At 58.7% G+C, this 24,207-nt stretch carries 22 protein-coding genes; 7 read left to right on the forward strand and 15 right to left on the reverse strand.

The window, feature by feature from the left end:
* The first annotated feature begins 73 nt into the window (after positions 1 to 73).
* Positions 74 to 877 (forward strand): hypothetical protein, encoded by an 804-nt coding sequence (locus tag ACMXYI_RS19125; RefSeq protein ID WP_415773929.1) that lies wholly within the window; start codon positions 74 to 76, stop codon positions 875 to 877.
* Positions 878 to 919: 42 nt separating this feature from the next.
* Here ACMXYI_RS19125 and ACMXYI_RS19130 read toward each other — a convergent pair whose 3' ends face one another.
* Positions 920 to 1,663: a hypothetical protein gene (locus ACMXYI_RS19130; protein ID WP_415768579.1), complete on the reverse strand. Its 744-nt coding sequence runs from the start codon at positions 1,661 to 1,663 to the stop codon at positions 920 to 922.
* Between the two features lie 246 nt (positions 1,664 to 1,909).
* Entirely contained in the window at positions 1,910 to 3,358 is a 1,449-nt protein-coding gene (locus ACMXYI_RS19135) for a M15 family metallopeptidase (protein ID WP_415768580.1), read from the reverse strand.
* A gap of 155 nt (positions 3,359 to 3,513) precedes the next feature.
* Between ACMXYI_RS19135 and ACMXYI_RS19140 the strand changes: the two genes are divergently transcribed.
* The gene (locus ACMXYI_RS19140; RefSeq protein WP_415768581.1) at positions 3,514 to 3,675 is read left to right on the forward strand and encodes a DUF2986 domain-containing protein; all 162 of its coding nucleotides are present in this window, start codon (positions 3,514 to 3,516) and stop codon (positions 3,673 to 3,675) included.
* A 142-nt stretch (positions 3,676 to 3,817) separates the two neighbouring features.
* Here the strand turns inward: ACMXYI_RS19140 and ACMXYI_RS19145 are convergent, their stop codons facing one another.
* From ACMXYI_RS19145 to ACMXYI_RS19160, 4 genes are all read right to left on the reverse strand, one after another.
* On the reverse strand, positions 3,818 to 5,383 hold the full coding sequence (locus tag ACMXYI_RS19145; protein ID WP_415768582.1) for an amino acid permease: 1,566 nt from the start codon (positions 5,381 to 5,383) through the stop codon (positions 3,818 to 3,820).
* A gap of 154 nt (positions 5,384 to 5,537) precedes the next feature.
* Complete coding sequence (locus ACMXYI_RS19150) at positions 5,538 to 6,698, reverse strand: iron-containing alcohol dehydrogenase (RefSeq protein ID WP_415768583.1); 1,161 nt, start codon at positions 6,696 to 6,698, stop codon at positions 5,538 to 5,540.
* 3 nt (positions 6,699 to 6,701) lie between these two features.
* On the reverse strand, positions 6,702 to 8,093 hold the full coding sequence (locus tag ACMXYI_RS19155) for an aldehyde dehydrogenase family protein (protein WP_415768584.1): 1,392 nt from the start codon (positions 8,091 to 8,093) through the stop codon (positions 6,702 to 6,704).
* Between the two features lie 10 nt (positions 8,094 to 8,103).
* Positions 8,104 to 9,477 carry a glutamine synthetase family protein gene (locus tag ACMXYI_RS19160; protein WP_008157169.1) on the reverse strand — a complete coding sequence of 458 codons (1,374 nt, stop codon included), beginning with the start codon at positions 9,475 to 9,477 and terminating at the stop codon, positions 8,104 to 8,106.
* A gap of 212 nt (positions 9,478 to 9,689) precedes the next feature.
* On the opposite strand from ACMXYI_RS19160, the gene ACMXYI_RS19165 reads away from it, so the two are divergent.
* Positions 9,690 to 10,007, forward strand: a complete 318-nt coding sequence (locus tag ACMXYI_RS19165) for a carboxymuconolactone decarboxylase family protein (RefSeq protein WP_129444989.1) — start codon at positions 9,690 to 9,692, stop codon at positions 10,005 to 10,007.
* An 8-nt stretch (positions 10,008 to 10,015) separates the two neighbouring features.
* On the opposite strand, the gene ACMXYI_RS19170 is transcribed toward ACMXYI_RS19165, so the two are convergent.
* A complete protein-coding gene (locus tag ACMXYI_RS19170) occupies positions 10,016 to 10,468 on the reverse strand; it encodes a hypothetical protein (RefSeq protein WP_415768585.1) in 453 nt (150 codons plus the stop codon).
* Between the two features lie 238 nt (positions 10,469 to 10,706).
* On the opposite strand from ACMXYI_RS19170, the gene ACMXYI_RS19175 reads away from it, so the two are divergent.
* Positions 10,707 to 10,979, forward strand: coding sequence for a DUF2790 domain-containing protein (locus ACMXYI_RS19175; RefSeq protein WP_415768586.1), 273 nt, complete (start codon positions 10,707 to 10,709; stop codon positions 10,977 to 10,979).
* 63 nt (positions 10,980 to 11,042) lie between these two features.
* Here ACMXYI_RS19175 and ACMXYI_RS19180 read toward each other — a convergent pair whose 3' ends face one another.
* The 5 genes from ACMXYI_RS19180 to ACMXYI_RS19200 all read right to left on the reverse strand — a co-directional run bounded on the left by ACMXYI_RS19180 (position 11,043) and on the right by ACMXYI_RS19200 (position 17,359).
* Positions 11,043 to 11,981, reverse strand: coding sequence for a LysR family transcriptional regulator (locus ACMXYI_RS19180; RefSeq protein ID WP_415768587.1), 939 nt, complete (start codon positions 11,979 to 11,981; stop codon positions 11,043 to 11,045).
* A 273-nt stretch (positions 11,982 to 12,254) separates the two neighbouring features.
* Positions 12,255 to 13,205 carry an aldo/keto reductase gene (locus ACMXYI_RS19185; RefSeq protein WP_415768588.1) on the reverse strand — a complete coding sequence of 317 codons (951 nt, stop codon included), beginning with the start codon at positions 13,203 to 13,205 and terminating at the stop codon, positions 12,255 to 12,257.
* Between the two features lie 23 nt (positions 13,206 to 13,228).
* Positions 13,229 to 14,719: an efflux transporter outer membrane subunit gene (locus tag ACMXYI_RS19190; protein ID WP_415768589.1), complete on the reverse strand. Its 1,491-nt coding sequence runs from the start codon at positions 14,717 to 14,719 to the stop codon at positions 13,229 to 13,231.
* A gap of 19 nt (positions 14,720 to 14,738) precedes the next feature.
* Positions 14,739 to 16,223 (reverse strand): DHA2 family efflux MFS transporter permease subunit, encoded by a 1,485-nt coding sequence (locus ACMXYI_RS19195; RefSeq protein ID WP_415768590.1) that lies wholly within the window; start codon positions 16,221 to 16,223, stop codon positions 14,739 to 14,741.
* Positions 16,223 to 17,359, reverse strand: a complete 1,137-nt coding sequence (locus ACMXYI_RS19200; protein WP_415768591.1) for an HlyD family secretion protein — start codon at positions 17,357 to 17,359, stop codon at positions 16,223 to 16,225. The genes ACMXYI_RS19195 and ACMXYI_RS19200 overlap by 1 nt, the downstream gene beginning before the upstream one ends.
* Before the next feature lie 226 nt (positions 17,360 to 17,585).
* Between ACMXYI_RS19200 and ACMXYI_RS19205 the strand changes: the two genes are divergently transcribed.
* Positions 17,586 to 18,212, forward strand: a complete 627-nt coding sequence (locus ACMXYI_RS19205) for a TetR/AcrR family transcriptional regulator (protein ID WP_415768592.1) — start codon at positions 17,586 to 17,588, stop codon at positions 18,210 to 18,212.
* An 8-nt stretch (positions 18,213 to 18,220) separates the two neighbouring features.
* Positions 18,221 to 18,742: a G/U mismatch-specific DNA glycosylase gene (gene mug, locus ACMXYI_RS19210; RefSeq protein ID WP_415768593.1), complete on the forward strand. Its 522-nt coding sequence runs from the start codon at positions 18,221 to 18,223 to the stop codon at positions 18,740 to 18,742.
* Here mug and yghX read toward each other — a convergent pair.
* Positions 18,739 to 19,626, reverse strand: a complete 888-nt coding sequence (yghX, locus tag ACMXYI_RS19215; protein ID WP_415768594.1) for a YghX family hydrolase — start codon at positions 19,624 to 19,626, stop codon at positions 18,739 to 18,741. The genes mug and yghX overlap by 4 nt on opposite strands.
* A 249-nt stretch (positions 19,627 to 19,875) precedes the next feature.
* On the opposite strand from yghX, the gene ACMXYI_RS19220 reads away from it, so the two are divergent.
* On the forward strand, positions 19,876 to 21,438 hold the full coding sequence (locus ACMXYI_RS19220; protein WP_415768595.1) for an MFS transporter: 1,563 nt from the start codon (positions 19,876 to 19,878) through the stop codon (positions 21,436 to 21,438).
* A 113-nt stretch (positions 21,439 to 21,551) separates the two neighbouring features.
* Here the strand turns inward: ACMXYI_RS19220 and ACMXYI_RS19225 are convergent, their stop codons facing one another.
* On the reverse strand, positions 21,552 to 23,732 hold the full coding sequence (locus tag ACMXYI_RS19225) for a malate synthase G (protein WP_415768596.1): 2,181 nt from the start codon (positions 23,730 to 23,732) through the stop codon (positions 21,552 to 21,554).
* A gap of 55 nt (positions 23,733 to 23,787) precedes the next feature.
* On the reverse strand, positions 23,788 to 24,189 hold the full coding sequence (locus ACMXYI_RS19230; protein ID WP_008157093.1) for a heme-binding protein: 402 nt from the start codon (positions 24,187 to 24,189) through the stop codon (positions 23,788 to 23,790).
* Positions 24,190 to 24,207: the final 18 nt, after the last annotated feature.

Here is a 24,207-nt window from a genome sequence, read left to right on the forward strand (position 1 = left end):
TCTGGCAGCGCTCGAGTCGTTCATGGCCATCGAGGTGGCGGGCGACAGGCGGTTACCTGCATGGAGGCAGGCTGTGGTGATCAAGCACATTGGCAATGCAAGTGCAGACATCGTTCCCGAACCTCTCGCTCGGGAAGAGGTGGAGCGGGTGCTCGCGCAGTTATTAGCCAGCCCGTTGTTCGCCAAGTCACGGCGGATGGGCAGCCTGCTGCGCTTTCTGGTCGAGTACGACCTCCAGTTCTCGGACATCCCCCTTACCGAGCACGCCATCGGCATCGCGGTGTTTCGCCGTGATCCGACGGTCTATAGCACCGGCGATGATCCGGTAGTGCGGGTGCAGATAGGCCGATTGCGGCGCAAGCTCGCCAGTCATTACGCCACGTTTGGCCAGCAGGATCCGGTGCACCTGAGCATACCGGCCGGTTGTTATCGGCTGGCGTACCAGCGACTCAGGCTCAAAGGCATCGCTATTCGCCATCCTGTCCTGCAACTCCAGCCGTTTACCTGCATCACCCGCGACGGCGACGACTTTACCCAGGGCTTGTGCGAAGAGTTGAGCTGCAGGCTGTTCGAGTCGTTTGAACAGACTCAAACCCGCGCCAGTCATGTACTGATGAAGGTGCCGCGAAGTAGCGTGAAAACACCGGCCCAGGGGCGGACGGGGCGGGGCAGCTATTCGCTGGAAGGCAGCGTACGGGTGGAACCGGCCCGTGTCCGGACCTCGGTACGTTTGATTGATGTCGCTCAGGGGCGCATTCGCTGGTCAGAGCAATTCGATCGCAATCAACCCTATGGCATCGCCACTCAGGAAGATCTGGCCGAGTCCATCTGCCGGTCGTTGACCGGATATTTCGCCAGGGGTGGCAGTGACGATTGACGAACAGAGGGGCAACCACAAGGTTGCCCCTGGATGCTGGCGTTACACGACAGTCCAGCTACCGCCAGAGTAGAGGCGGGTCGCACTGTTATCGAAGGTCAGGTCCACTTCGACCGCTTGGGACCGCGAGGTGCTGAACATGGTGCTGGTCTGCACGTTCTGTTCGAACCACACCAGAATGGTCTCTACGGGGGTTAGCACGGTCTGGCCGGTGACTACTTGTGCCGAGGCCACGTAGATGGGCGTGCTGATCTGCTTGCCATCGATGCCCGTGGACAATTGGCTGAGGCCGGGGTGGATCGCACCGTAGTTGTTCACCAGGGTGATGGAGATGTCGGGGCCACCGCTCGTCGCCGAACCCAACAGGCCGGCATTGTCGAGTATCGACTGTTGGCCTAGCCCGATATTGACGAGGTTGGTCGACACATCTACCTGCACGTTGGCCTGGAAAGAGTTGGCGCCGAATAACTGATACTGGGGCGTCCAGCTGAAAGTGCTGTTGCTCAGGTACTGGACGTAAGACTGCCAGACCACGTTGTAGGCTTCATTGCCGACCTTCTTGGCAAAGCACAGCTTGTAGCCTGATTGTTTGAGCAGGGTCAGATCACCGGCGGCGATCTGGATCTTGACCGACTTTTGGGTGGCCGCCAGGGTCGACGTCAGCACCTTGCTGTAGTCGCTGGTTTTCAGGGCCGTTGGGGCGACGCTCTGGAACGACTTGAAGGCCTCTTGCACGTCATTGTGCAGCTGCTGGCTTTGTTTGCTGACTGCGTTTGACTGACTCATGGTTTCCTCTTCCTTGGTTGAGTGTTGGGCAATCAATGGGCAGCGGGCTTCTGATGTGTCACAACCCTGTAAGCACATTGACGGCTTAACGGTAGGCGGGTCGCGCCGTGCGGCGAAGTGTCTTGGCGTTACAGTCAGGAGGGGCATTGGCGCCGGTGCGGATCAGGAAGTAACAGCCTGCGTAACGGTGTTGTATCAAACGGGGCGGCTGCCTGCCGGCCATCGCTCAGGTGGGCGTCGACGCTATCAACGTTCGGGGAGGTTCCAGCTTTCGCGTATTTTCTCGTATTCCACCTCGGGCATTTGAATCAACAGAGGGGACTGGCGAGGGTCCAGCCAATTGAACAAGCGAGAAATATCCGCTTGATCCATGGCCGTGCAACCCAGCGTCGACGAGGTGGGACCGCGCCAGATGTGGAAGAAAATGCACGAGCCCGAGGCGGGGGACGCCGGCGTATTGTGTTCGATGAAAATGCCTTTCCGATACATGTCGTCATCGCGACGCATACGTTCGGAGCTGTTCCAGTCTTTCGAAACAGTCGCTCCATCGACCAGCTCGTTATAGCGGGCGGAGTGGCTGTCATCCACGCATTCGATGGTCGGGGTCAGCGCAAGGTAAGGCAGTCTGGTGTCGGCCGTGCTGTCGTAGCCAAACGCCGTCCCCAGTTTGAATACCCCGGCTGGCGCTTTTCCATCGCCTTCACGTTTGACCGGACCTTCGCGTTGCTCAACGCTGCTCAGACCCTTGCCCCACGCCAGCCCGCTCTTGCCGACCACTACCGGAAACGCTGCTTCGTATTTTCGAAAGGTGTTCCCCTGCCGTTCATAGCGCTGGGCCGTGCCCTGGATGTCAGTCCAGTTTTTTGTGGTGACCACAATCAGCTGATTGGCGGTGTCGAGAACGTCGCGTGTACCCAGAGGCGTGATGGGGAAGTCCATGACGTTCTTCGGCGAACCTTCGCCGCTGTAGGTGAAGTGCCACCATTCCTTGGAGTACCCGGTAAACCCTTCTTTCTCCATGGCCCTGCTGAGCTTCTGGCGATTTTCCCTGGCGGCAGCGCTGATCGTAGGGTTGTCGGTATGCGCTCGCTCATCGAAGCAATCGAAACCGGTGCCCATGTCGAGCGCGCCGTCGCGCCAACGCTGGCCATAAGGGGCCGTGCAATCGACTTGCCCGGCTGAAGGCGTCCAGGTAGCGGCGGGCAGGGCATCGGGCCCGGTCAGTGTCAGATCCACGGTTGAGCCTTTGGAGTGGTTCGACACCCGGGCCACGTAACCCAGGCGCCAGAAGTCCTGCTTGTCCACGCGCGGATAGAACTCGGCTTTGCGTGGGTTACCCGGCTCTGTCGCAAAGCGCCCCATATCGGCAACGGCACGGCTCGGTCGATAACAGTCAAACACCTTCAAACCGTAGCCTTGCGCTTTCAATGCCGTTTGTACCCGAGCGAGGGCTTTGGCGGCGTCCAGCGACAACAGGCACTCCTCAGCGTCGTAACCGTCGAGTGGGTGCCCGGTGAAGTTGTGAGCGCTGGCATAGCGAATGTCTTGCTCAATGCCCGGATCAATCGTACGCAGATAAACCATGTTCTCGGGGCGTGTCTCTGCAGCGGCCATGCCGGGCACGACAATGCTCAGGCACAGCATCGAAAGCAGTGTCGAGGAGGGCAGGGGCAGGAGGGTGCAGAGACGGGGCATGCGAGGCTCCAAAGAGGTCGATTCTCAAGCCGGATCAGGCGATGGGTCAAGCCGGTGACAGTAGCAACGCAGGACTCGCACCGGGGCCGCTTCTGCTTTTTTGCGCAAACCGCTAGCTGATATCATCCAGGAACTTACAAGCGGGGTAGAAAAACATGAATCGTCGTAAAAAAATACAGCAGCTATTAAAGGCCCACGCCAAAAAGGCCAGTGCCAAATTGGCACCGGCAAGCAAGTCTAAATACATCAGTAAAGCTGACCGATTGAAGCTGGCTGCTGAATCCGGTGACGACTCAATCATTTCTGCTGAGAGCTGATCCAGGTAGCTTGAGCGCCGCTTCACTTAGGCAATCTGTAGGAGTTGCCGAAGGTTAGGGCCGGGTTCGGACGATCTTTTGGGGCCGCTGCGCAGCCCAGCGGGAGCAAGCTCCCTCGCCACAGGTTACTCAACTTTAGCGATCAGCTTCCAGCCCGTTTATTCAACGCCTCTTCAGCCGCCGCAATTTCAGCCTGACGCTTGACGATCATGTCGCCAATCGGCGGACCCTGGAAGCGGCGAGCTTCAAAACCGAACCAGACGATGGCCGTCAGCACCAGAAAACCGATGGTGATGTACAGCGCCCAATCGTTCGGTGGCTGGATGCCGATGACGAAAATGATCACCATCGAGAGGATCGAGAGGATGGCGAACACGGAGTACCAGAAGCGCCCCATGTTCCACGGCCCCATGGTTGGCCATTTCGACGTGCCGAAGGTGAACAGGCCCAGGATGATGGGAATGACGAAGGAGAAGAACAGGAAGATCACCGTGCAGGACACCACGATGGTATAGACCGGCGTTTCACCGATGGATATCACCGACGATCCCCAGACAAACAACACCGCGAGGGTGGCACCGGTCCAGATCGCCGCCACCGGGCTGCGAAGGGTCGGCGAGACCGAGGCCAGCGCTTTGGAGAAGGGCAGGCCGCCGTCACGGGAGAACGCGAAGATCATGCGTGAGACCGAGGTCACGGTCGCCAACCCGCAAAGGAATTGGGAGATGAAAATCGCCACATAAAGCGCCAACTTCACAGTCGGATTGACCTGGGTGTCCATGGCCCAGAAAAACACGGTCCAGCCATGCTTCGCTGCCTCGTCCATGCTCGGCAGCATCAGCACAAACGAACTGAGCATGACCCAGCCGAACAGCAGCGACCAGACCACCGACATGACCATGCCGCGTGGCACCGACATGGCGGCATTTCGGGTCTCTTCCGAGGTATGCGCAGAGGCGTCATAGCCGGTGATGGTATAGATCGGCAACAGCAGGCCGAGCATGAAAATCCAGCCGTTCGACACCTGTGGCCAAACGCTTCCGCCAGCCTCGCCGGAATAGTTGCTGAAGGTCCATAACCGGGCGAACTCATAACTGGGTGCAGAGATCAGGCAGACGATGGTCAGCGCGAGCGCCGTAGCGAAGATCAGATAGCCCGAGAAGTCGGTGAGCTTCGCGGTCAAGCCGATACCCAGGTGGTTACACAAGGCCTGGAGGCCGGTCAGGATCGCCAGGAAAATCACCCGGGTCGTGGTGGTGTCTTCCATTCCCAGGGCCGGTCCGAAGGCGCCGAAAAAGAAGTAATAGGTACCGACGTTGATCGCGCCGAGCACGGTGACCAGCCCGAGCAAGTTGAACCACGCGGTCAGCCATCCGGTGAAGCGGTTGCCGAGAATCGAGCCCCAGTGATAGAGGCCGCCAGCGGTGGGGTAGGCCGAGGAAATCTGCGCCATGGCCATGGCGAAAACCCCGGAGATCAGGCAACCGATCGGCCAGCCGATGCCGATTGACGCACCGCCTGCACCCGAGGTGCCCTGGGCGAGTGAGTTGATACCACCCGAGAGGATGCAGATGATCGAAAAGGAAATGGCAAAGTTGGAGAAAACGCCCATGCGTCGCGAGAGCTGCTGGGCATAGCCCATGCTGTGCAGCACCTTGACGTCATCGTCTTGCGGCGCGCTCGTGCCGGGCTGGCTTGCTGGATTCATGTTGTGTGCCCCTTAGGTTTTGATACGCATCCGTCCGGGTTTTACGTCGCCGGATGGGCTGGCCTTCAACCCCTTGTCGTACTGCTCCTGTTTCTTGCGGATAAACCCTGTCCATGCTGTGCGTTCGCACCTTGACCATGGACAGACAACTGCTCTACAGACGGCCGTGATACGCCGCTTCGAAAATTTCTGCCGCGCCATTTCGGGTCAATGGCAGCGGATTGCCGCCGGCGCAGGGGTCGACAATCGCCATGTCCGCGATCAGGTCGGCCTGCCGGTCATCCACCCCCAGCTCAACCAGCGTATGGGGCACGCCGATGTCCTTGCGCAACTTGAGGACGAAGGCCAGAAAACTGTCGAAGCCGGGCGAGGGCAGGCGCAAATAAGCCGCGAGGCGGGTGATGCGTTCCTCGATGGCCGGGCGATTGAACTTCAGGACATAGGGCATGAACGTGGCATTGGTCATGCCGTGATGGGTGTCGTACAGGGCGCCCACTGGATGTGAGAGGGCGTGCATCCCGCCCAGACCTTTCTGGAAAGCGGTAGCGCCCATCGCGGCAGCCGCGAGCATTTCCGCTCGCGCCTCCAGGTCCGAGGGGGTGTGTACGGCTCGCACCAGGGCATTGGCGACCAGGCGCATGCCTTCCACCGCAATCCCTTCGGCCATGGGGTGAAAACCGGGGGCGCAATACGATTCCAGGCAATGCGAAAACGCATCCATGCCGGTTCCCGCGGTGACTTTGGCCGGCATGCCGACGGTGAGGGCCGGGTCGCTGATGACCACGCGCGGCATCATCTTCGGGTGGAAGATGATGCGTTTGGTGTGCGTACGCTCATCGATGATCACCGCCGCACGGCCCACTTCGGAGCCGGTGCCCGCCGTGGTCGGCACTGCAATGATCGGAGCGATGCTGCCTTCGTCGGCGCGGGTCCAGTAGTCGCCGATGTCTTCGAAATCCCACACCGGTCGGGTCTGGCCGCTCATGAAGGCGATGAGCTTGCCCATGTCCAGGCCACTGCCACCGCCAAAGGCGACCACGCCATCGTGTTTACCGGCGCGCCAGGCGTCGAGCCCGCCCGCCAGATTGGCTTCGACCGGGTTGGGTTTAAGGTCACAAAACAGCGCGACGCCAAGGCCGGCGGCGCGCAAGGCTTCCAGCGCTGCGGCGGTGATCGGGGCACGCGCCAGGCCACTGTCGGTGACCAGCAGCGGTCGCTGGATCCCTTGACTGCGGCAGATCTCGGCGAGCTCGGCAATGCGGCCGACACCGAAGCGGATGCTTGTGGGGTAATTCCAGTTCGCGGTCAGGCTCATGGCTCAGATCTCGTGGCGCAAATGGAAGGATTTCGCGCGGGTCAGATTTTCATAACCCAGGCGCGACAGCGTGACGCCGCGCCCGCTGTTCTTCACCCCGGTCCAGGCCAGGGCCGGGTCCAGGTAATCGCAGCGGTTCATGAACACGGTGCCGGTGTCGATCTCGTTGCCCAGACGTTCGGCGGCGGCAAGGTCTTGCGTCCAGATGGAGGCGCTGAGCCCGAACTCACTGTCGTTCATCAAGGCGATGGCTTCGTCGTCGCTGGCCACCGGCATGATGCCGACCACGGGACCAAAGCTTTCCTCGCGCATCACCGACATTTGATGGGTGACGTCGACTAATACTTGCGGCGCGAGGTAGGCGCTGCCCGGTGCGTCGGCAGAAAAATCCTTTGGATTGATCAGCGCCCGAGCACCTTGGGTCAGTGCATCGGCGATCTGCCCGCGAACGAACTCAGCGGCACTCGGTGTCACCAGCGGACCCAGTGTGGTGGCTTCGTCCAGCGGGTTGCCCAGCACGTATTGGCGAGTCAGTGCGACGAAGCGTTCGACAAACGCCGGATAGATTTTTTCATCGACATAAATGCGCTCCACGGCGCAACAACTTTGTCCGGAGTTGAAGAAACTGCCATCCACCAGGTTTTCCACCGCGTGTTCGAGGTTGGCGTCTGCCCGGACGTAGGCCGGGTCCTTGCCACCGAGCTCCAGGCCCACGCCGAGGAAACCTCCGACGGCCGCGTGTTCCATGGATTTGCCGGCTTCGACCGAGCCGGTGAAGTTCACCTGCTGCACGCGTCCAGAGGCAATGATCGCTCCGGTATAAACATGACTGAGCAGCAGGTTCTGGAATAGCCCTTCGGGCAGATGGGCACGGCGAAAGGCCTCGGCGAACCGTTCACCCACCAGCAGTGTTTGCGACGCGTGTTTGAGGATGACGCTGTTGCCGGCCATCAGCGCTGGGATAATTGTATTCACCGCCGTCAAGTAGGGGTAATTCCAGGGTGCGACGACCAATACCGTACCCAGCGGCTCGCGTTTGATACAGCGTCGAAAGCCGGCGACAGGCGTGGGCTCAAGCGCTGCCAACGCTTCAGGCGCAATGGCGATCATATGCCGGGCACGCTCTTCGAAACCGCGCAGTTCGCCAGCGCCAAAACGCACCGGTCGGCCCATCTGCCAGGCCAGTTCTGGCACGATGTCAGCCTTCATGGCCAGCATCGCGTCCACCGCGGCGCTGCAGAAGGCGGCGCGTTCGCTCAGTGGTCGGCGTTTCCATTGCGCCTGGGCCGCTTCGGCAGCCGCCAGCGCCTGGTCGATTTGCGCCGCATCGGCGCAGCGGCGTTCGGCATAGACCCGGCCATCGACCGGGGAGATGAGTTGAATCGTTGAAGTCATGATGGCGGTCTCAATAGCGCTCAAACCCGCGCTGCAGTTCCCAGTCGGTGATCCGCCGGTCGTACTCTTTCTGCTCCCATTCGGCGGTGTGCACGTAGTGGTCGATCACTTCATCGCCGAACGCCTCGCGCAACATGGTCGAGCCCTGGAGTGCGGCGCAAGCTTCGCGCAGGGTCTTCGAGACTTCAGGCAAGTGTTCGTCGACGTAGGCATCGCCCTCGAAGGGCGGCGCGAGGCTGAGCTTCTCGTCGATACCGGCCAGTCCCGCCGCGATCAACGCGGCGAAGGCCAGATAAGGGTTGAGGTCGGCGCCGCCAATGCGACATTCGATGCGGATGGATTTGCTGCCTTCTGCGCACAAACGAAAGCCCGCAGTGCGATTGTCCCGACTCCACACCGCCCGGGTCGGGGCAAAGGTGCCGGCCTGAAAGCGCTTGTACGAGTTGATGTAGGGCGCGAGAAAACAGGTGATGTCGTTGGCGTATTTGAGCTGCCCGGCTACCCAGGAACGCATCAGTTTCGACATGCCGAACTCAGCCTTGGCGTCGAAGAACAGCGGCTTTTTACCGTTCTTGTCCCACAGCGAATTGTGGATGTGGCTGCTGGAACCGGCGGCGTCATAACGCCACTTGGCCATGAACGTGATCGCCTTGCCCTGCAACTGCGCGATCTCTTTGCACGCGTGCTTGATGATGACGTGGTGGTCGGCCATGGTCAGCGCATCGGCATAACGGATGTTGATCTCTTCCTGGCCCGGCCCCCATTCACCCTTGGAGTTTTCCACGGGAATGCCGCTGGCCTGCAGATGCTTGCGAATCGCCCGCAGCACCGGCTCTTCGCGGGTGGTCTGCAGGATGTTGTAGTCCTCGATGTAGTGACCGGCTGTTTTCGGCTTGTGGTAGTTGCGCTCGTGGATCGCCTCGTAGCTCTCGTCGAACAGATAGAACTCCAGTTCCGAGGCGAACATGCCGGTGTAGCCGCGCTCGCGCAGTCGCTCGACCTGCTTTTTCAGGATCGCCCGCGGGCTGTGCGGCAGGTCGCGCCGATGGTGATGATCGAGCACATCGCAGAGCACCAACGCCGTGCACTCAAGCCAGGGCACCCGTCGCAACGTGGCCATGTCGGGTTTGAGCACAAAGTCGCCATAGCCTTTGCTCCAACTGGCCGCGGCGTAACCCGGCACCGGCTCCATGTCGATGTCGTCGGCCAGCAGGTAATTGCAGCAGTGGGTTTCTTCATGGCCGCTGTCGATGAAAAACTCGACCTGGAATCGTTTGCCGACCAGTCGGCCTTGCATGTCGACCATGCAAACAAGAACGGTATCGATTTCGCCGGAGGCGGCGGCACGCTTGAGTTGATCAAAACTGAGGAGGGGCTCGGTCATCACGTAGTCCTGCGTGAATTGTTTGGGCCTGTCTGAGATAGCTGTTGCAGACGCTCTCCAGAACAAACCAAAACCTGCAGACGCGAGCATCGTGTGCAATAAGCTGCTGTAAGCGTAGCCTACTGTTGCAGTGTGCAAGTTTCGCAAATCGCAGCCTGATGACTCAGGCGCAAAGGCGAGAACAGATCGCCCTCCAACGCGAGGAAACAAACATGACAAAGAAGAAAACGCACAACACCTACCAACGTCTCGAACAGCAGTACCCGGATTACCTGGCTGCTGTGGAGGCCTTGGGTACAGCGGTGCGTCATACCGGCCCACTGGAAGAGATCGTTGTCCAGCTGATCCAGCTCGGTGCCGCGGCGGCCATCCGCTCTGAGGGCGCGGTGCACAGTCATACCCGACGGGCATTGGAGGCGGGCGCCACGCCAGAGCAGATCCGTCACACGCTGATCTCACTGACCAGCACGATCGGTTTCCCTACCGTCGTTGCGGCCATCAGTTGGGCGGATGATGTGATTGAGACGTGAAAGAGAGGCTATTTCCCTGAGCCTTTCTGCCTGATATCTCCGCAAAAAATATCGACGTTGCCACTGTCCGGTGCACTTCGCACGACGATGGAGTACTCACCGGAAAGCAGGACCGACATTGCGACTGGTGCGCTTCTTGAGAAAGCCCAGCCGCGTATGGCCTGGCGTTCGGTGGTGACATGATCATTCATGGCGTAAGCGACTGGCCCGGGTTGCTGGCAGCTGCCTTTATAGATGAAGGTGAAGAGGCGCAAGGGCAGAGACGCTCCGCTTGGCGCACCACTGATGAAGAAACTGAACCCGGTTTCTTTGCCCCAGTCGGCCAACGTTACATTGCCGATCTGACCGGTGTTCTGCCGCGTGGCCACCAAAGGAACGCTCACGCCATGGTTTGATGAAGTGGTGCAGCCGAAAAGGCTTGCGGCGACCATTAGCGCTGCAAATGAGTTACTGCGCTTCATTGCCAACCTCCTGTGCTGAAGAACTGCAATGAGAGATTATCGGGTATAGCTCATTAATCGCCTTCCTGGCGTTGCCTGTTCGAAACCCTCCATTCATGCGGAATCTGGCAACAGTGTTTGTCCAGTGGGCTGCTGTTTGAGGGAGGGGTAAACACCTAGCATCGTCTCTACCCAGTGAGCAAACAGAGTCAGTGTCAACCCGCTCACGAGGTTAACTTTTGACGAAAGGGTGAATACGATGAAAATCTCAAAACTTGTGATGTTTCTTGCGCTCGGCGTTTTAGGTTCACAGGCCTTTGCAGGCGAAAGCCATTCAACTGCCGCGGACAGCAAGTTGCCTGTTGAAACCTACACTTACGACACGAAGCTGGATATCCAGAAAGTCATTACGGTGACCGATATCCCTGACCAGTGCGGGCCAGTCCCGGCGCAAATGACGTATGAAGACTCTCACGGTCAACGGCATATCCTGCAGTATCAAGTCATGGGCACTGGCTGTTCAAATGGTTGAGTCGTGGGTGGAAGATGGAGGGTCGACACTCCATGCCTGCCACACTCGTCATTTAAGAGCTTGTTATCGTTTCCTCGGCGAGCCCGTGATTGTTTCATCGGATGCCAACAAGCCTGGAATATAACTTTTAAGAAACTCCACCCATGTCTTGATCTTTGCATCCACGAACTTTCGTGATGGGTAGATTGCGAACAAATTCAACTCTTCAAGATGATAGTCGGGTAGTACCCGCACTAACGTACCCGCCCTGAGTCCATCGACTGCCGAAGCAATCGGCTGAATGCCGATGCCCATCCCGTTCGTAATCGCGATGGTCATGCCATCGGCGGTGTTGATGTGCAAGGGGGACAGTGGGATGTTGACGGTTTCCATGCCTTCGGGCCCCTCAAATGCCCAGTTTTCAGCCGGCATGACGGTATTCACAATTCTCAGGCAATCATGTGAGCCAAGCGCACTCGGGGATTCCGGGTGTCCGCGTTTCTTCAGGTACGCAGGCGAGGCACAGAGGATGCTGTAGGTCATGCCGAGCCGCTGAGCGACAAACCCTGAATCGGGTAAATCCCGCGCCAAGACAATCGACATGTCATAGCCTTCTTCCAGCAAGTCCGGGAGCCGGTTGGTTAGGGTCAGATCAAACATCACCGAGGGATGAGTCTCTCTATAGCGGGCGATGGCATCGATCACGTAATGATTGCCAATGGCTGACATCGCGTGAATTTTCAGCCGGCCAACGGGCAGGGTGTGAGCGGTGCCCGCTTCTTCGTCCGCTTCGCGCATTTCATCCAGAATTTTCTCGCAGCGTTGCAAGTAGCGCAGACCGGCTTCGGTCAGCGCCAGGCGTCGGGTTGTGCGGTTAATCAGGCGAGTTTGAAGCCTGGCTTCCAGACTCGAAACAGCTTTGGACACGTTGGTTGTTGTGGTGTCCAACACCTCAGCCGCCGCGGTAAAGCTTCCGCTCTGAGCGACCGCCACAAAAAAACGCATGGTTTGGAAAACGTCCATCGTTTCCACCTCAAGGGAATGGATAAAAAGGGCGGCCCTGCAACAAGACCGCCCCCTAGTGGTTTATGCCAATCAGTTAAGGAACGACACAATCCGTAGCAGCTGGCGAAGCCTGCGTTCGGCTGCGAAGCAGTCGTGAAATCAGACGATGCGGTGTTTCAGGAAGACCGCAAACTCAGGTTTTACGACTGCTGCGCAGCCGAACGCAGGCTTCGCCAGCTGCTACGGATCGCGTTTTGGCTTAACTTATCGGCATTACCCCTTAGTGGTGTATTACTTTTTCTGCGGAATAAATCCAGGTACACCCGTTTCTACTACTGAGTTGAATCGAACCCGGGTCGTAATGTCGTCCTGGATTTCACGCATGGCCCTGTGTGGCAGGGTAGAAATATCAATGTTTTCCCGGATATGACTCGGTGTAGCAGACGTGGTCAGGAAAGCGACTCCCCGCTGTACCGACCAGGCCAGTGCCACTTGAGCCGGGGTCTTCTGTATGCGCTTGGCGATCCCTGTAATCACCGAGTCTTCCAGTACGTTCGGCTCCATACCGTGGCCGAGTGGCGCAAAGGCAAGGACGATAATTCCATGCTGCTGACAAAACTCAAGCAGTTCCCATTCAGGCAGATAAGGGTGGGATTCAACCTGCACGACGGCGGGTTTTATCCGGGCCACTGCCACGATCTCTTTTAAACGCTCCAACGTGATATCAGACAAGCCGATGGATTTGCAGCGGCCTTCATCCACCAGGCGCTCAAGTGCCCGCCAAGTCTCTAATAACGTCACGCCTGAATCGTAGATGACTCGACCGTGCTCATCTCTCGGGTCCTGATCATCACCGGGTAGAAAGGCAAACGGCGTATGGATCAGATAGCAGTCGATGTAATCAACTTGAAGACGTCGGCAACTTGCCTCAAAAGCAGGTTCGACTCGCTCGGGACGATGGTTGGTGTTCCACAGTTTCGTGGTAATGAACACGTCCTCGCGTTGGACCTTACCCGCCTCAATCACTTCCTGCAGGGCAACGCCGACCCTCTCTTCATTTCGATAACGTTCTGCGCAATCGAAATGGCGAAAGCCTGCTTCCAGCGCGGCCTTGACCGCTTGTGTTGTAACGCTGAGATCCCGGAACAGCGTGCCAAAGCCAACGGCCGGCATCTCACCCGACCCGTGGATCAGAGGGAATCGGGTATCGCGAAGGGCATCGTGAAAGGATTCGTAAGGCATATCTTTGACTCCAATATCTGGCTCTATTGATAGGAAGGTTTCTGGTCTTCGCGACTGGCTACTCGTTGCTCAAATACACCGACGGAATTACCGCCGAGCGCCACGTACAGGCGCACCGTGTCGAGATACTGCGCAGTCTTCACTCTGATTTGACCCAGCAACGCTTGCTGGTAAGCACGTTCCGCCTCCAGCACCTGGAGAATGCTGTTCTCGCCTTGCGCGTAGGCTTGTTGGTTCAACCGAAAGCTCGTTTCTGCCGCTCGCAACGCGTCCTCCTGGGCCAGGTTTTCCTCGGCGTCATGATTGATCGCTTGCAGCGTGTCAGCGACCTGACCGAACGAATTAATGACGGTCTGCTGGTAGCCAGCGAGAGTTGCCTTGTAGCCGTCGACGGCGGCCTGACGTTCAGCTTTGAGCGTTCCGCCATTGAAGATGGGCGCGGTCAGCCCCGCAGCGAAGCCCCAGAGAGCGGCGCCGCCATTGCCTGAAGCCGCCTGTGCAAGCGACGCGGACAGTTCGACATGGGGATAGAGGTTGGCTGTCGCCACGCCAACCGCGGCGCTGGCCATGTGCAGTTCTGCCTCTGCTTGCCGTACGTCCGGCCGGTCGTGGGCCATTTCGGAAGGCAGGCTGACGGGCACGCTTGCCGGCAACGCAAACTCAGCGAGCGTGAAGTCAGGTGCGATCCAGTCAGCCGGGCCTTTGCCCGTCAGAATCGAGAGCGCATGGCGTGCTGAATCACGCTGCTGAGCGAGAGGCGGCAACAGCGTGCGGTCCTGAGCGAGCCGCGTCTCGGCCAGTGAAACATCGATCTGCGTGGTGCTGCCATTGGCGTGCGCCATGCGCACCAGTTCGAGGTTCTTTGCGTCATTGGCCAGCAGCTTCTCGACGGCCTGCATCTGTGCGTTGGCGGAGGCAAGCAACAACGCCTGGCTCGCGACATCGCCCGTCAGGGTCAGGTACGCCGCTTCGTAGCGATGCTTCTGCAGATCGGTAAACGCCTGCTGCTGTTCGACCTGCCGCTTGTTACCGCCGAAAACGTCAAGGTCGAAGCCAACCCGTGGCCCGATCGCATAGAAATTGGAGATAGAAGGCTCTTTCGCGGTGTGTACCCGTTGGCGGCCAGCCTGAGCACCAAAATCGACCTGCGGATACAGCGCACCTTCCGCCGCAGCGACGGAGGATGCCGCTTGCCGGATCGTCGCGTCCGCAGCTACGAGCTCAAGATTGCCGTCGATGGCGCGACGGACAAGCTTGTCGAGCTTCGGCGAACGAAACGCAGACCACCAGTCACCGTTGACCTTCTTGCCCAGGTCAATGCGCTGTTCGCCAGGCTTGTTGCTGCCTTGGCCAAGACGCTGCTCGGCCTGTTGATCGTAGTGCTGCGACAGGCTCGGTGGCGGCATTTGGTAGTCAGGGCCGACGGTGCAGGCGGTCAGGAACGCAAGAGCCGACACCGCACCGAACGTGGTTTTGAACATCTGTCTGTTGATGAAGCGCGCATGGGATTTCATTTGGCAAACTCCACGAAAACTAGTTGGTCGGAACGGGCTTGCGAAGAAAGACAACCAGTGGGCTGACCACCAGCATCGCGAACATCAAAATCTTGAACTGGTCGATCACCGCGATAAAAGCTGCCTGGCCGGTGATCATTTCGTTGAGCCCCGCCAGTGCTTGCAGGGACGTCGGTGCGGAGTGTGCAGCGGCGCGATACGGCGTCAGGTTGCTGGCCAGCGCCATGTGCATCGCTTGCGTGTTGTTGAAGAAAAACAACTGCACAATCGCAACGCCGAGGGTGCTGCCGTACACCCGTGACAGATTGAACAGACCGGTGCCTTCCGGGCGTAACGTCGGGTCGAGTGTGCTGAACGCAACCTTGGTCAGCGACGGCATCAAGATGCCGATGCCAATGCCCTGGATCGCACCCGCCACCGCCACCGGCGACCAATCCATCAACGGCGAGTAGCCGAGCATCAGCCAGTTGGCATAGATCACCACGGCGACGCCTGCCGCCACGAACAGTCGACGGTCGAAACGCTCGGGAACACGACTCATCAACAGGAACGCACCGACCAACCCGATTCCGCGCGGAATCGTCAGGGAACCCGTGGTGTCAGGCGGGTAGCCGAGAATCTCGTCCAGCATCGGCGAGGTCAGCGCCATGGTCGACAACAGCACGAAACCCACGGCGAAAAAGATGACCGTCGACAGCACGAAGTTGCGGTCGTTGAACAAACGCTTGTTGAGGAAATGCACCTTCGCGGTCAGCACATGCACAGCGAACAGGTAGAGCCCCAGTGCACAACCGATCGCTTCCAGCCAGATCTCGGTCGAGGAAAACCAGTCCAGGCGTTCACCACGGTCGAGCATCATTTGCAGGCTGATCAAACCCAGCGTGAAGCTGCCGAAGCCAAAGAAGTCGAACGACGGACGTTTCTCGGCTTTTTTCTCGGCCAGCAAAAGCGCCATGACGAGGAAGATAAACGCCGATAACGGAAGACTGATGTAGAAGATCGGGCGCCATCCGAAATGTTCGCCGAGCCAACCGCCAATGCTCGGGCCGCTGACGATGCCGAACAGCACGATGGCCGTCCACGTCGCGCCGAATTTCGCACGCTTCTCGAGTGGCAATGTCTCCAGCGAAATCGCCATCGACAGCGGTGCCAGCACGCCACTCGCCAGGCCTTGAATAATGCGCGCGCCAACGAATTCCAGCGGCGTTGTTGCCTGTGTTGCGAGCAGCAAGCCAAGGACGAAGAAGGCCAGCGCGGCTTGATAAACCCGCTTCAAGCCATAGCGCCCGGCGAGCCACTGCGCAATCGGCATCGTGATGGCGCTCGCCGCGAGGTACGAGGTGAATATCCAGCCAGCCTGGTCGTCGGTCATCGACAGGCTGCCCTGAATCAACCTGAGTACTGCATTCGGAAGCGGCAGGTTCGCCGACTGCATATAGGTAGCGAGTAACGCGGCGAACCTTAATGTCCCCGCACCTTGGGGTCCGGCATGATTGGCGTTCATCAGAAGTTACCTGCGGTCAACAGGGCTTTGAGCGGATGCCACCAAGGCGTGCGATACCCGGTATCGACCTTGACCGTGGCGCTGGTACCCGAGAAAAGCGGCAGGGCAGGGTCCACCTCATCGAGTTCGAGTCGGACCGGCACCCGCTGCAAAACCTTGACCCAGTTGCCGGTCGCGTTTTCAGGCGGCAGCAGGGCGAAGTCCGACCCAGCACCCGGGCTCATGCTGGTCACGTGGGCTTTGAAGACGCGATCAGGATACGTATCGATCCTGATGGTCGCGTCCTGGCCTGGACGCATGTGGGTCACGTCGGTTTCGCGGAAGTTGGCCTCAACCCAGATCTCGCGATCGGACAGCAGTGCAAACGCCGGCGCACCGTTGTTCACATAGTTGCCCACCTGCAAGTCGTCGACCTTGGCCACGATGCCATCGTCCGGCGCATACACCGTCGCGTACGAGAGATACAGCTGCGCCTCGTCGAGCTGAGCCTTGGCCTCGCGCACCGTCGGGTGGTTATCGGCTTCGATGTTTGGATTGCCGTTCAAGGCAACGACCGTGCTGGCGATCTGTTGTTCGACCGACGCTATTCGTTGCCGGGCAACTTTAACGTCAGTGTCGGCGCGCTCGTAAATCGAGCGCGAGACAAACTCTGTAGCGACCAGCGCCTTCTTGCGGGCAAAATCCCGTTGGTCGAAATCGGCCGACTCTTTGGCCGATTGCAGTTCCGCCTGCTGCTGGCGGTAGCTGGCCTTGAGGCCATCGATGCGCAGCCGCGCGACGCTCAACTGTGCTTCTGCACGATCAACGGCGATCTGCAGCGGTTTCGGGTCGATCCGAAACAGAATCTGGCCCTTGTGAACGGGCTGATTGTCCTCGACGGCGATTTCGACGACTTGCCCGGAAATGCGCGCGTTGATTGATGCCTTCGCCACTCGGGCGTAAGCGTTATCGGTCGAAACAAAAGGCTCGCCCGCCACATAGTGGGCGTATCCAACCGCAGCGAAGAGGAGAGGGAGACCCACCATCAGCACTGGCCGTAACTTCTCTTTTAACGGCTTTTTGATGGGCGAGTCAGACGGGTTCGGCCCTGGATGCTCGAAGGTCTGTGTAGCTGGGATGTCGAACTGTTTGGTCATGATCGAATGCACCTATTAACCGGGAAGTCGGGCTAACACCCACAAAAACAGCCATACCGTGTGGCGGTCAGGAGGATCGCTCCACCGCCTCTGTTTCGTCGCCGCAATACCCTGTTCGAGCTCCGCTACAACAAACCTGCAAACCAAGGAATTTCTGGTTCCTTAATTTTGTGCGATGGTGTAAGAATATCGCCTGACTAACCTTCCTTCAAGGATTTTGTACGACATGGCACAAAAAAAGATTGCAGAGGGCAAAGGCCGCGGCCGCCCACGCGCGTATGACCCGCAGACAGCGCTGCTGCAGGCGCTTGATGTTTTCTGGAGTACCGGATATTCCGGCGCTTCTCTGGACAGCATCGCCACGGCCGCCGGCATGAATCGGCCAAGCCTCTATGCGGCATTCGGTGACAAACACGCGCTCTATATCAAAGCGCTGGAGCAGTATTGGGAGTTCGCCGCTGCGGCCATGCACGAGGCGCTGACGGACAACGAACTGACATTGAGCCAGGCGTTGATGCGGTTTTATGAGGGGCAGTTGTCGATCTACTTCTCGGGCGACGGCCAGCCGCGCGGCTGCTTTGCAATCGGCACGGCGACGACCGAAGCCGTCGAGGATTCTGAAATACGAGACGTGCTGTCGGACCGGCTCAGCAGGCTCGATGCCGATCTCGAAACGCGTCTGCAAGCGGCAATCGATTCCGGCGAGTTGAAAAGCGATGTCGACCCGGCCGCCCTTGCTGTACTCGCGTCATCCCTGTTGCATAGCATTTCGATACGTGCGCGGGCGGGCAAATCCCGCGCTGAATTGACCGAGCTTGCACTCAGTGCGGTCAACGTGATTTGCGGTGGGTGAGGTTTACGGTGAGTGAAGGACTTGAAGACATTCTTGCCGAACAGCTAGCCGTGATTTTTTGTGGCATCAATCCAGGCATGACTGCCGCTGCCCAAGGCCATCATTTTGCGGGCAGGGGTAATCGCTTCTGGCGCACGCTGCATCTCGCCGGCTTTACGCCTGAGGAGGTGCGCCCGGAAAACGATCGGACCATCTTGCAGTATCAGTGTGGATTAACGGCCGTGGTGGAACGGCCGACGGCGCGGGCGGATCAGTTATCTGCCCATGAATTCATCGCTGCCGCTGCGGACTTTGAACAAAAAATCGAACGCTATGCGCCACGCTTTGTGGCGTTTCTCGGTAAAGCGGCGTATTGCGCGCTGTCTGGCCAACGAGACATTGCGTGGGGCCTTCAGCCAAAGACCTTCGGCAATGCCTCGGTATGGATCCTGCCCAATCCCAGTGGGCGAAATCGCGCGTTCACCCTTGATCAACTGGTGGGCGCGTACCGCCAACTCTATTTAGCTGCAGGTGAGCAACCTCACCTTTAAACCAGATACCGCCGAAACCACCCCAGCGTCCGGTCCCAGGCCAGCTTCGCCGCGGCCTCATCGTATCGAGGCGTGGAGTCGTTATGGAAACCATGGTTGGCGCCGGGGTAGATGTAGGCTTCATAGGTCTTGCCCGCAGCTTTCAGCGCCTTCTCATAGACGGGCCAGCCTTCGTTGATGCGCGTATCCAGTTCGCCGTAGTGCAGCATCACCGGCGCCTTGATTCGGGCGACATCCTTGGCTTCTGGCTGGCGGCCATAAAAGGACACGCCAGCCGCCAGTTCCGGATAAGCCACGGCCGCCGCATTGACGACGCCACCGCCGTAACAGAACCCGGTGATGCCGACTTTTCCGCTGGTCGCGTTATGCTTCATCAGCCACTCGATGGCGGCGAAAAAGTCGTTCATGAGCTTTTCCGGGTCGACAGTCGCCTGCAACTCCCGGCCTTTGTCATCGTTGCCGGGATAGCCGCCCACCGACGTCAGGCCATCAGGGGCGAGGGCGATGAAGCCTGCCTTGGCCACACGCCGCGCGACATCTTCGATGTACGGGTTGAGCCCGCGATTCTCATGCACAACCACCACCGCCGGCACCTTGCCGGTGGCTTTCGCCGGGCGCACCAGATAGCCACGGACCTGCCCGTTGCCCTTGGGGGAGGGATAGGTGATGTATTCGGCAACAATGCCCGGGTCAGTAAATTCAACCTGCTCGGCGAGCGCATAATTCGGACTCAGGGCGGCGAGGAGCGCGCTCGCGGTCAAACCGCCCAAAGTGAACAACGCCGCCCGATCCAGAAACTCCCGCCGGTTGATCTTGCCGTGGGCGTAGTAGTCGTACAGTTCGAGCAGTTCCGGAGCAAAGTCTTTCGCAGTGAGACGGGTCATCTGTGCGCTTCCTCCGCCCGAGATTGTTTGGGGCGCGTGCTTTTTTGGGGGGGCGGACGGAAAAGGGCTTCAGCCCATCAGTGCCATCAAACAATATGAAACAAATAGCCGATTGAGTTGTGATGTGACGAAATTATAGAAGTGTTCTGCTTTCCCGCGAGAAAGGTTAATTTTTCTTACGTTGAAAGTCGCTTTCTTAAACCCTCGCCATGGAAGTGCGCAGGGTTCATTTCACGGAAGCATTGAAAAATGTCCCGTGTTTTTTGGGTAATAAGGAGCATTCAAGCAATGCCGTTAATAAGTGAGACAACGCAACACAACGCAAAACGATGGTCAGCCCTAAGCGTGCTGATGCTGCCAGTACTACTGGTGACCGTAGACAATACGGTGCTTGGATTCGCGTTACCAAAGATCGCCGAGGCCCTGAGTCCGAGCGCTAGTCAGCAGTTATGGATGATTGATGCCTATTCGCTGGTACTGGCAGGATTACTGGTGTCGATGGGTAGTCTGGGCGATCGAATCGGTCATCGAAAGTTATTACTGGCCGGGTCTTTGGGGTTTGTCATTGTGTCGGTGCTGACAGCCTATTCCCAAACGGCCATGCAACTGATTGCCGGGCGAGCTTGCATGGGGATTTTCGGTGCGATGTTGATGCCCTCGACGTTGGCATTGATACGTTCGGTGTTTCTGGATCGAGAGCAGCGCAGAGTCGCTGTCGCGATCTGGGCAACAACGCTGACGGTAGGATCAGCACTCGGTCCTTTGGTCGGTGGGGTTTTGCTGGAGTTTTTCAGCTGGGGCGCGATTTTCCTATTGGCGATACCTGTATTGGTGCCGTTGTTGGTATTGGGGCCGGTGTTGTTGCCCGAGTCCGAGAAAGACTGTTCAGGGCCACTGGATCCGCTAAGTATCCTGCAATCGATGGTTGCCCTCAGTGCCATCGTTTACGGCATTAAACACAGCGCCAGTAATGGTCTCGACTGGATGGCGCTGACAGCATTTGTAATCGGCATGGTTGCTGGGTGGATGTTTGTGCATCGGCAGTTACGTCTGTCTGTGCCGCTGATGGATCTGAGTCTGTTCCGAAGTAGCACCTTTAGCGGCTCCGTACTAATCAATCTGATGAGCCTCGCGTTCCTCGTCGGCTTTGTATTCTTCACCACTCAGTTCTTACAAATCGTCCTTCAGATGTCACCGTTGAATGCCAGTTTTGCGTTAGTACCTGGTCAGATCATGGCGATCGTAGTGGGAATGGCAGTCGTGCCTATAGCGCGGCGAGTACCGGTGCATGTGCTGGTACCAATTCTGATGGCGTTTGCCGGGGCGGCGTTTTTGTTGGTCGCCAGCATCGGCAGCAGCCTGACCATTCTGGTGGTGGCTTTTGCCTTGTTGAACATTGGCGTGGGCGCGATCGCGACGGTGTCCAACGATGTGATTTTGTCGGCTGCACCGCCGGAAAAGGCGGGTGCGGCGTCGGCCATTAGTGAAACGGCCTATGAGGTGGGTGTGGTTTTGGGGACGACAGTGCTCGGTGGTCTCGTGACTGCCTACTATCGCGGTGCATTGCAGCTTCCGGGCTTTTTGAGCGAGGTGCAGACGATGCTGGCGAGTGAGACGCTATCGGGTGCTAATCATGTGGCGGTGCAGTTGTCGCAAGATCAAGCACAAGCGCTGATGACGCAGGCTGGAAGTGCTTTCGAGGGTGGAATTAATCTGGTTTCGTGGGTGACCTTCGGTTTGGCACTCATGGCGATTTTAATTGCCTGGCGCGCTCTGCGGATACCGAAGACGAAGCTTGCTGAAGGGCAGTGATCGAAAACGAACGTCGGGCCGTTTGCCACACGGCCCGACTGTTTCAGTGCTCGCAGTTACCAAGCAGGTTCCAGGTTTCACCCTGTCTGCTCAGACTCTGTTGTTCCCTCTGTTTACGCCCTCGATTGCTTGTACGCGCGCCGGAATTTATGCAGCAGCGGTTCGGTGTAACCATTAGGTTGCGCGCCCCCCTCGAACACCAGTGCGCAGGCCGCTTGAAATGCAACCGACTGCTCGAAGTCCGGCGCCATAGGCGTGTAGATCGGATCACCGGCGTTTTGCTCATCCACGACCCGCGCCATGCGCTGCAATATCTCGACGGTCTGATCCTTGGTGATCACCCCGTGTCGCAGCCAGTTGGCCATGTGCTGGCTGGAAATGCGCAAGGTCGCGCGATCTTCCATCAACCCCACGTTATGGATGTCGGGCACCTTCGAGCAGCCGATGCCTTGTTCAACCCAGCGCACCACATACCCCAGCAAACCTTGCGCGTTGTTTTCGACTTCCTGACGAATCTCATCGGCCGACCAGGATGGGGCGGTGACGACCGGCACGCTGAGCAAACCGTCCAGAAGTGCCGGGCTGGCGCCACCGAAGTCCGTTGTTTCAAGGGACTCCTGCACCGAGCGCACGTTGACCTGATGGTAATGCAGCGCGTGCAAGGTGGCAGCGGTCGGCGAGGGCACCCACGCGGTATTTGCGCCTGCTTTGGGGTGGGCGATTTTTTGCTTGAGCATATCGGCCATCCGGTCCGGCATGGCCCACATGCCTTTACCGATCTGCGCCCGCCCGCGCAATCCACAATCCAGACCGACGAGCACGTTGTTGCGCTCGTAAGCTTCGATCCACGCGGTGTTTTTCATGTCGCCCTTGCGCAGCATTGCGCCCGCTTCCATGGCGGTGTGCATCTCGTCGCCGGTGCGATCCAGAAAACCGGTGTTGATGAACGCGACCCGCGAGGAGGCTGACGCGATGCAGGCCTTGAGGTTGACACTGGTGCGTCGCTCCTCGTCCATGATGCCCATTTTCAGGGTATGACGTTCGAGTTGGAGCAGCTCTTCGATACGGCTGAACAACTGTTCGGCGAAGGCCACTTCGGCGGGGCCGTGCATTTTCGGTTTGACGATGTAGACGCTACCGGTCCGGGAATTGCCGCGGCGTTGCAGGTCATGCAGGGCGATCAGGCTGGAGATGACGCCGTCGAGAATGCCTTCCGGAATTTCCAGTCCGCCGTTGTCGAGAATCGCCGGGCTGGTCATCAGGTGCCCGACGTTGCGGATGAACAGCAACGACCGCCCGTGCAGCGACAGTGAGCTGCCATCGGCCGCGGTGTACTCGCGGTCCGGGTTCAGCCGTCGTGTGATGGTTTTACCGTTTTTCTCCAGGTCCTCTTTCAGGTCGCCCTTCATCAAACCCAGCCAGTTGCGGTACACCTGCACCTTGTCGTCGGCGTCGACCGCCGCCACCGAATCTTCACAATCAATGATGGTTGAGAGGGCTGCTTCAATCAGCAGGTCCTTGACGCCGGCGGCATCAGCCTGACCGATGACGCTCTGGCGATCGATCTGAATCTCGACGTGCAGATCGTTGTTTTTCAGCAGAATGGCCGTGGGATCAACGAGCGAGCCCTGGTAGCCGATGTACTGCGCGGCGTTCGATAAACCGGTTTGGCTGCCGTCATTCAAGGTCGCCTGCAGTGTTCCGTTGTCAATCTGGTAAAGCGCCACCGCTGCATGTGAGCCGCTGCTCAAGGGAAATGCCTGATCCAGAAACGCCCGTGCGAAGGCGATGACTTTCGCCCCACGCACTGGATTGTAAGCCCGACCCGGTTCGGCGCCGCCGTCATTGGAAATCACATCGGTGCCGTACAGCGCGTCGTACAGCGATCCCCAGCGCGCATTCGCGGCATTCAGCGCATAACGCGCGTTGACGGCCGGGACGACCAGTTGTGGTCCGGCCTGCACACTGATTTCCGTATCGACATTGTCGGTGCTGACCTTGACGTCTGCGGGTTGCGGTTGCAGGTAACCAATACCGCTCAGGAAGCTGCGATAAGCCGGCATGTCTGTCACCGGTCCCGGGTGGACGCGGTGCCAAGTGTCCAGTTCGGTTTGCAGGCGATCACGTACAGCCAGCAGCGCGCGGTTGATAGGTGCCAATTCATGCACCAGTGCGGCGAAACCACTCCAGAACGCTTGAGGGTCCAGGCCGGTTCCCGGCAGCACGTCCAGATCAACGAAACGTTGCAAGACAGGCGCGACCTTGAGGCCTTGGCAGTTCACGAAATCGGTCACTTTTTGCATTTCCATCACACAGTGTTATCGAGCGCTAAATCGCGCCCGGCTCAATTCAGTTCAGGCATTGCGCCCCGGCCTTGGCCACCTGCGCGTCCTGCTCGGCTTTGACACCGGACACCCCGACCGCGCCGATCACCTGGCCGTCGACGATGATCGGCACGCCGCCCTCAAGGGACGTCAGCAATGGCGCCGACAAAAAGGCGTGGCGCCCACCATTGACCATCTCTTCATAACCTTTGGATTCGCGCCGACCGAGGGCCGAAGTGCGGGCCTTTTCGGTGGCGATGTAGGCGCCAATCGGAGCGCATCCGTCGAGGCGTTCGAGGGCCAGGGGATGGCCGCCGTCATCGACAATCACGATGGTCACGGCCCATTGGTTGTTCTGCGCTTCGGTGCGTGCCGCCGCGAGGATTTGGCTGACTTCGGTCTGGCTCAGTACGGCTTTGCTTTTCATGGGGAATCTCCAGTACTC

It is taken from the genome of Pseudomonas lyxosi (genome assembly GCF_047758685.1).
In the GTDB taxonomy this organism is placed as follows: Bacteria; Pseudomonadota; Gammaproteobacteria; order Pseudomonadales; family Pseudomonadaceae; genus Aquipseudomonas; species Aquipseudomonas lyxosi.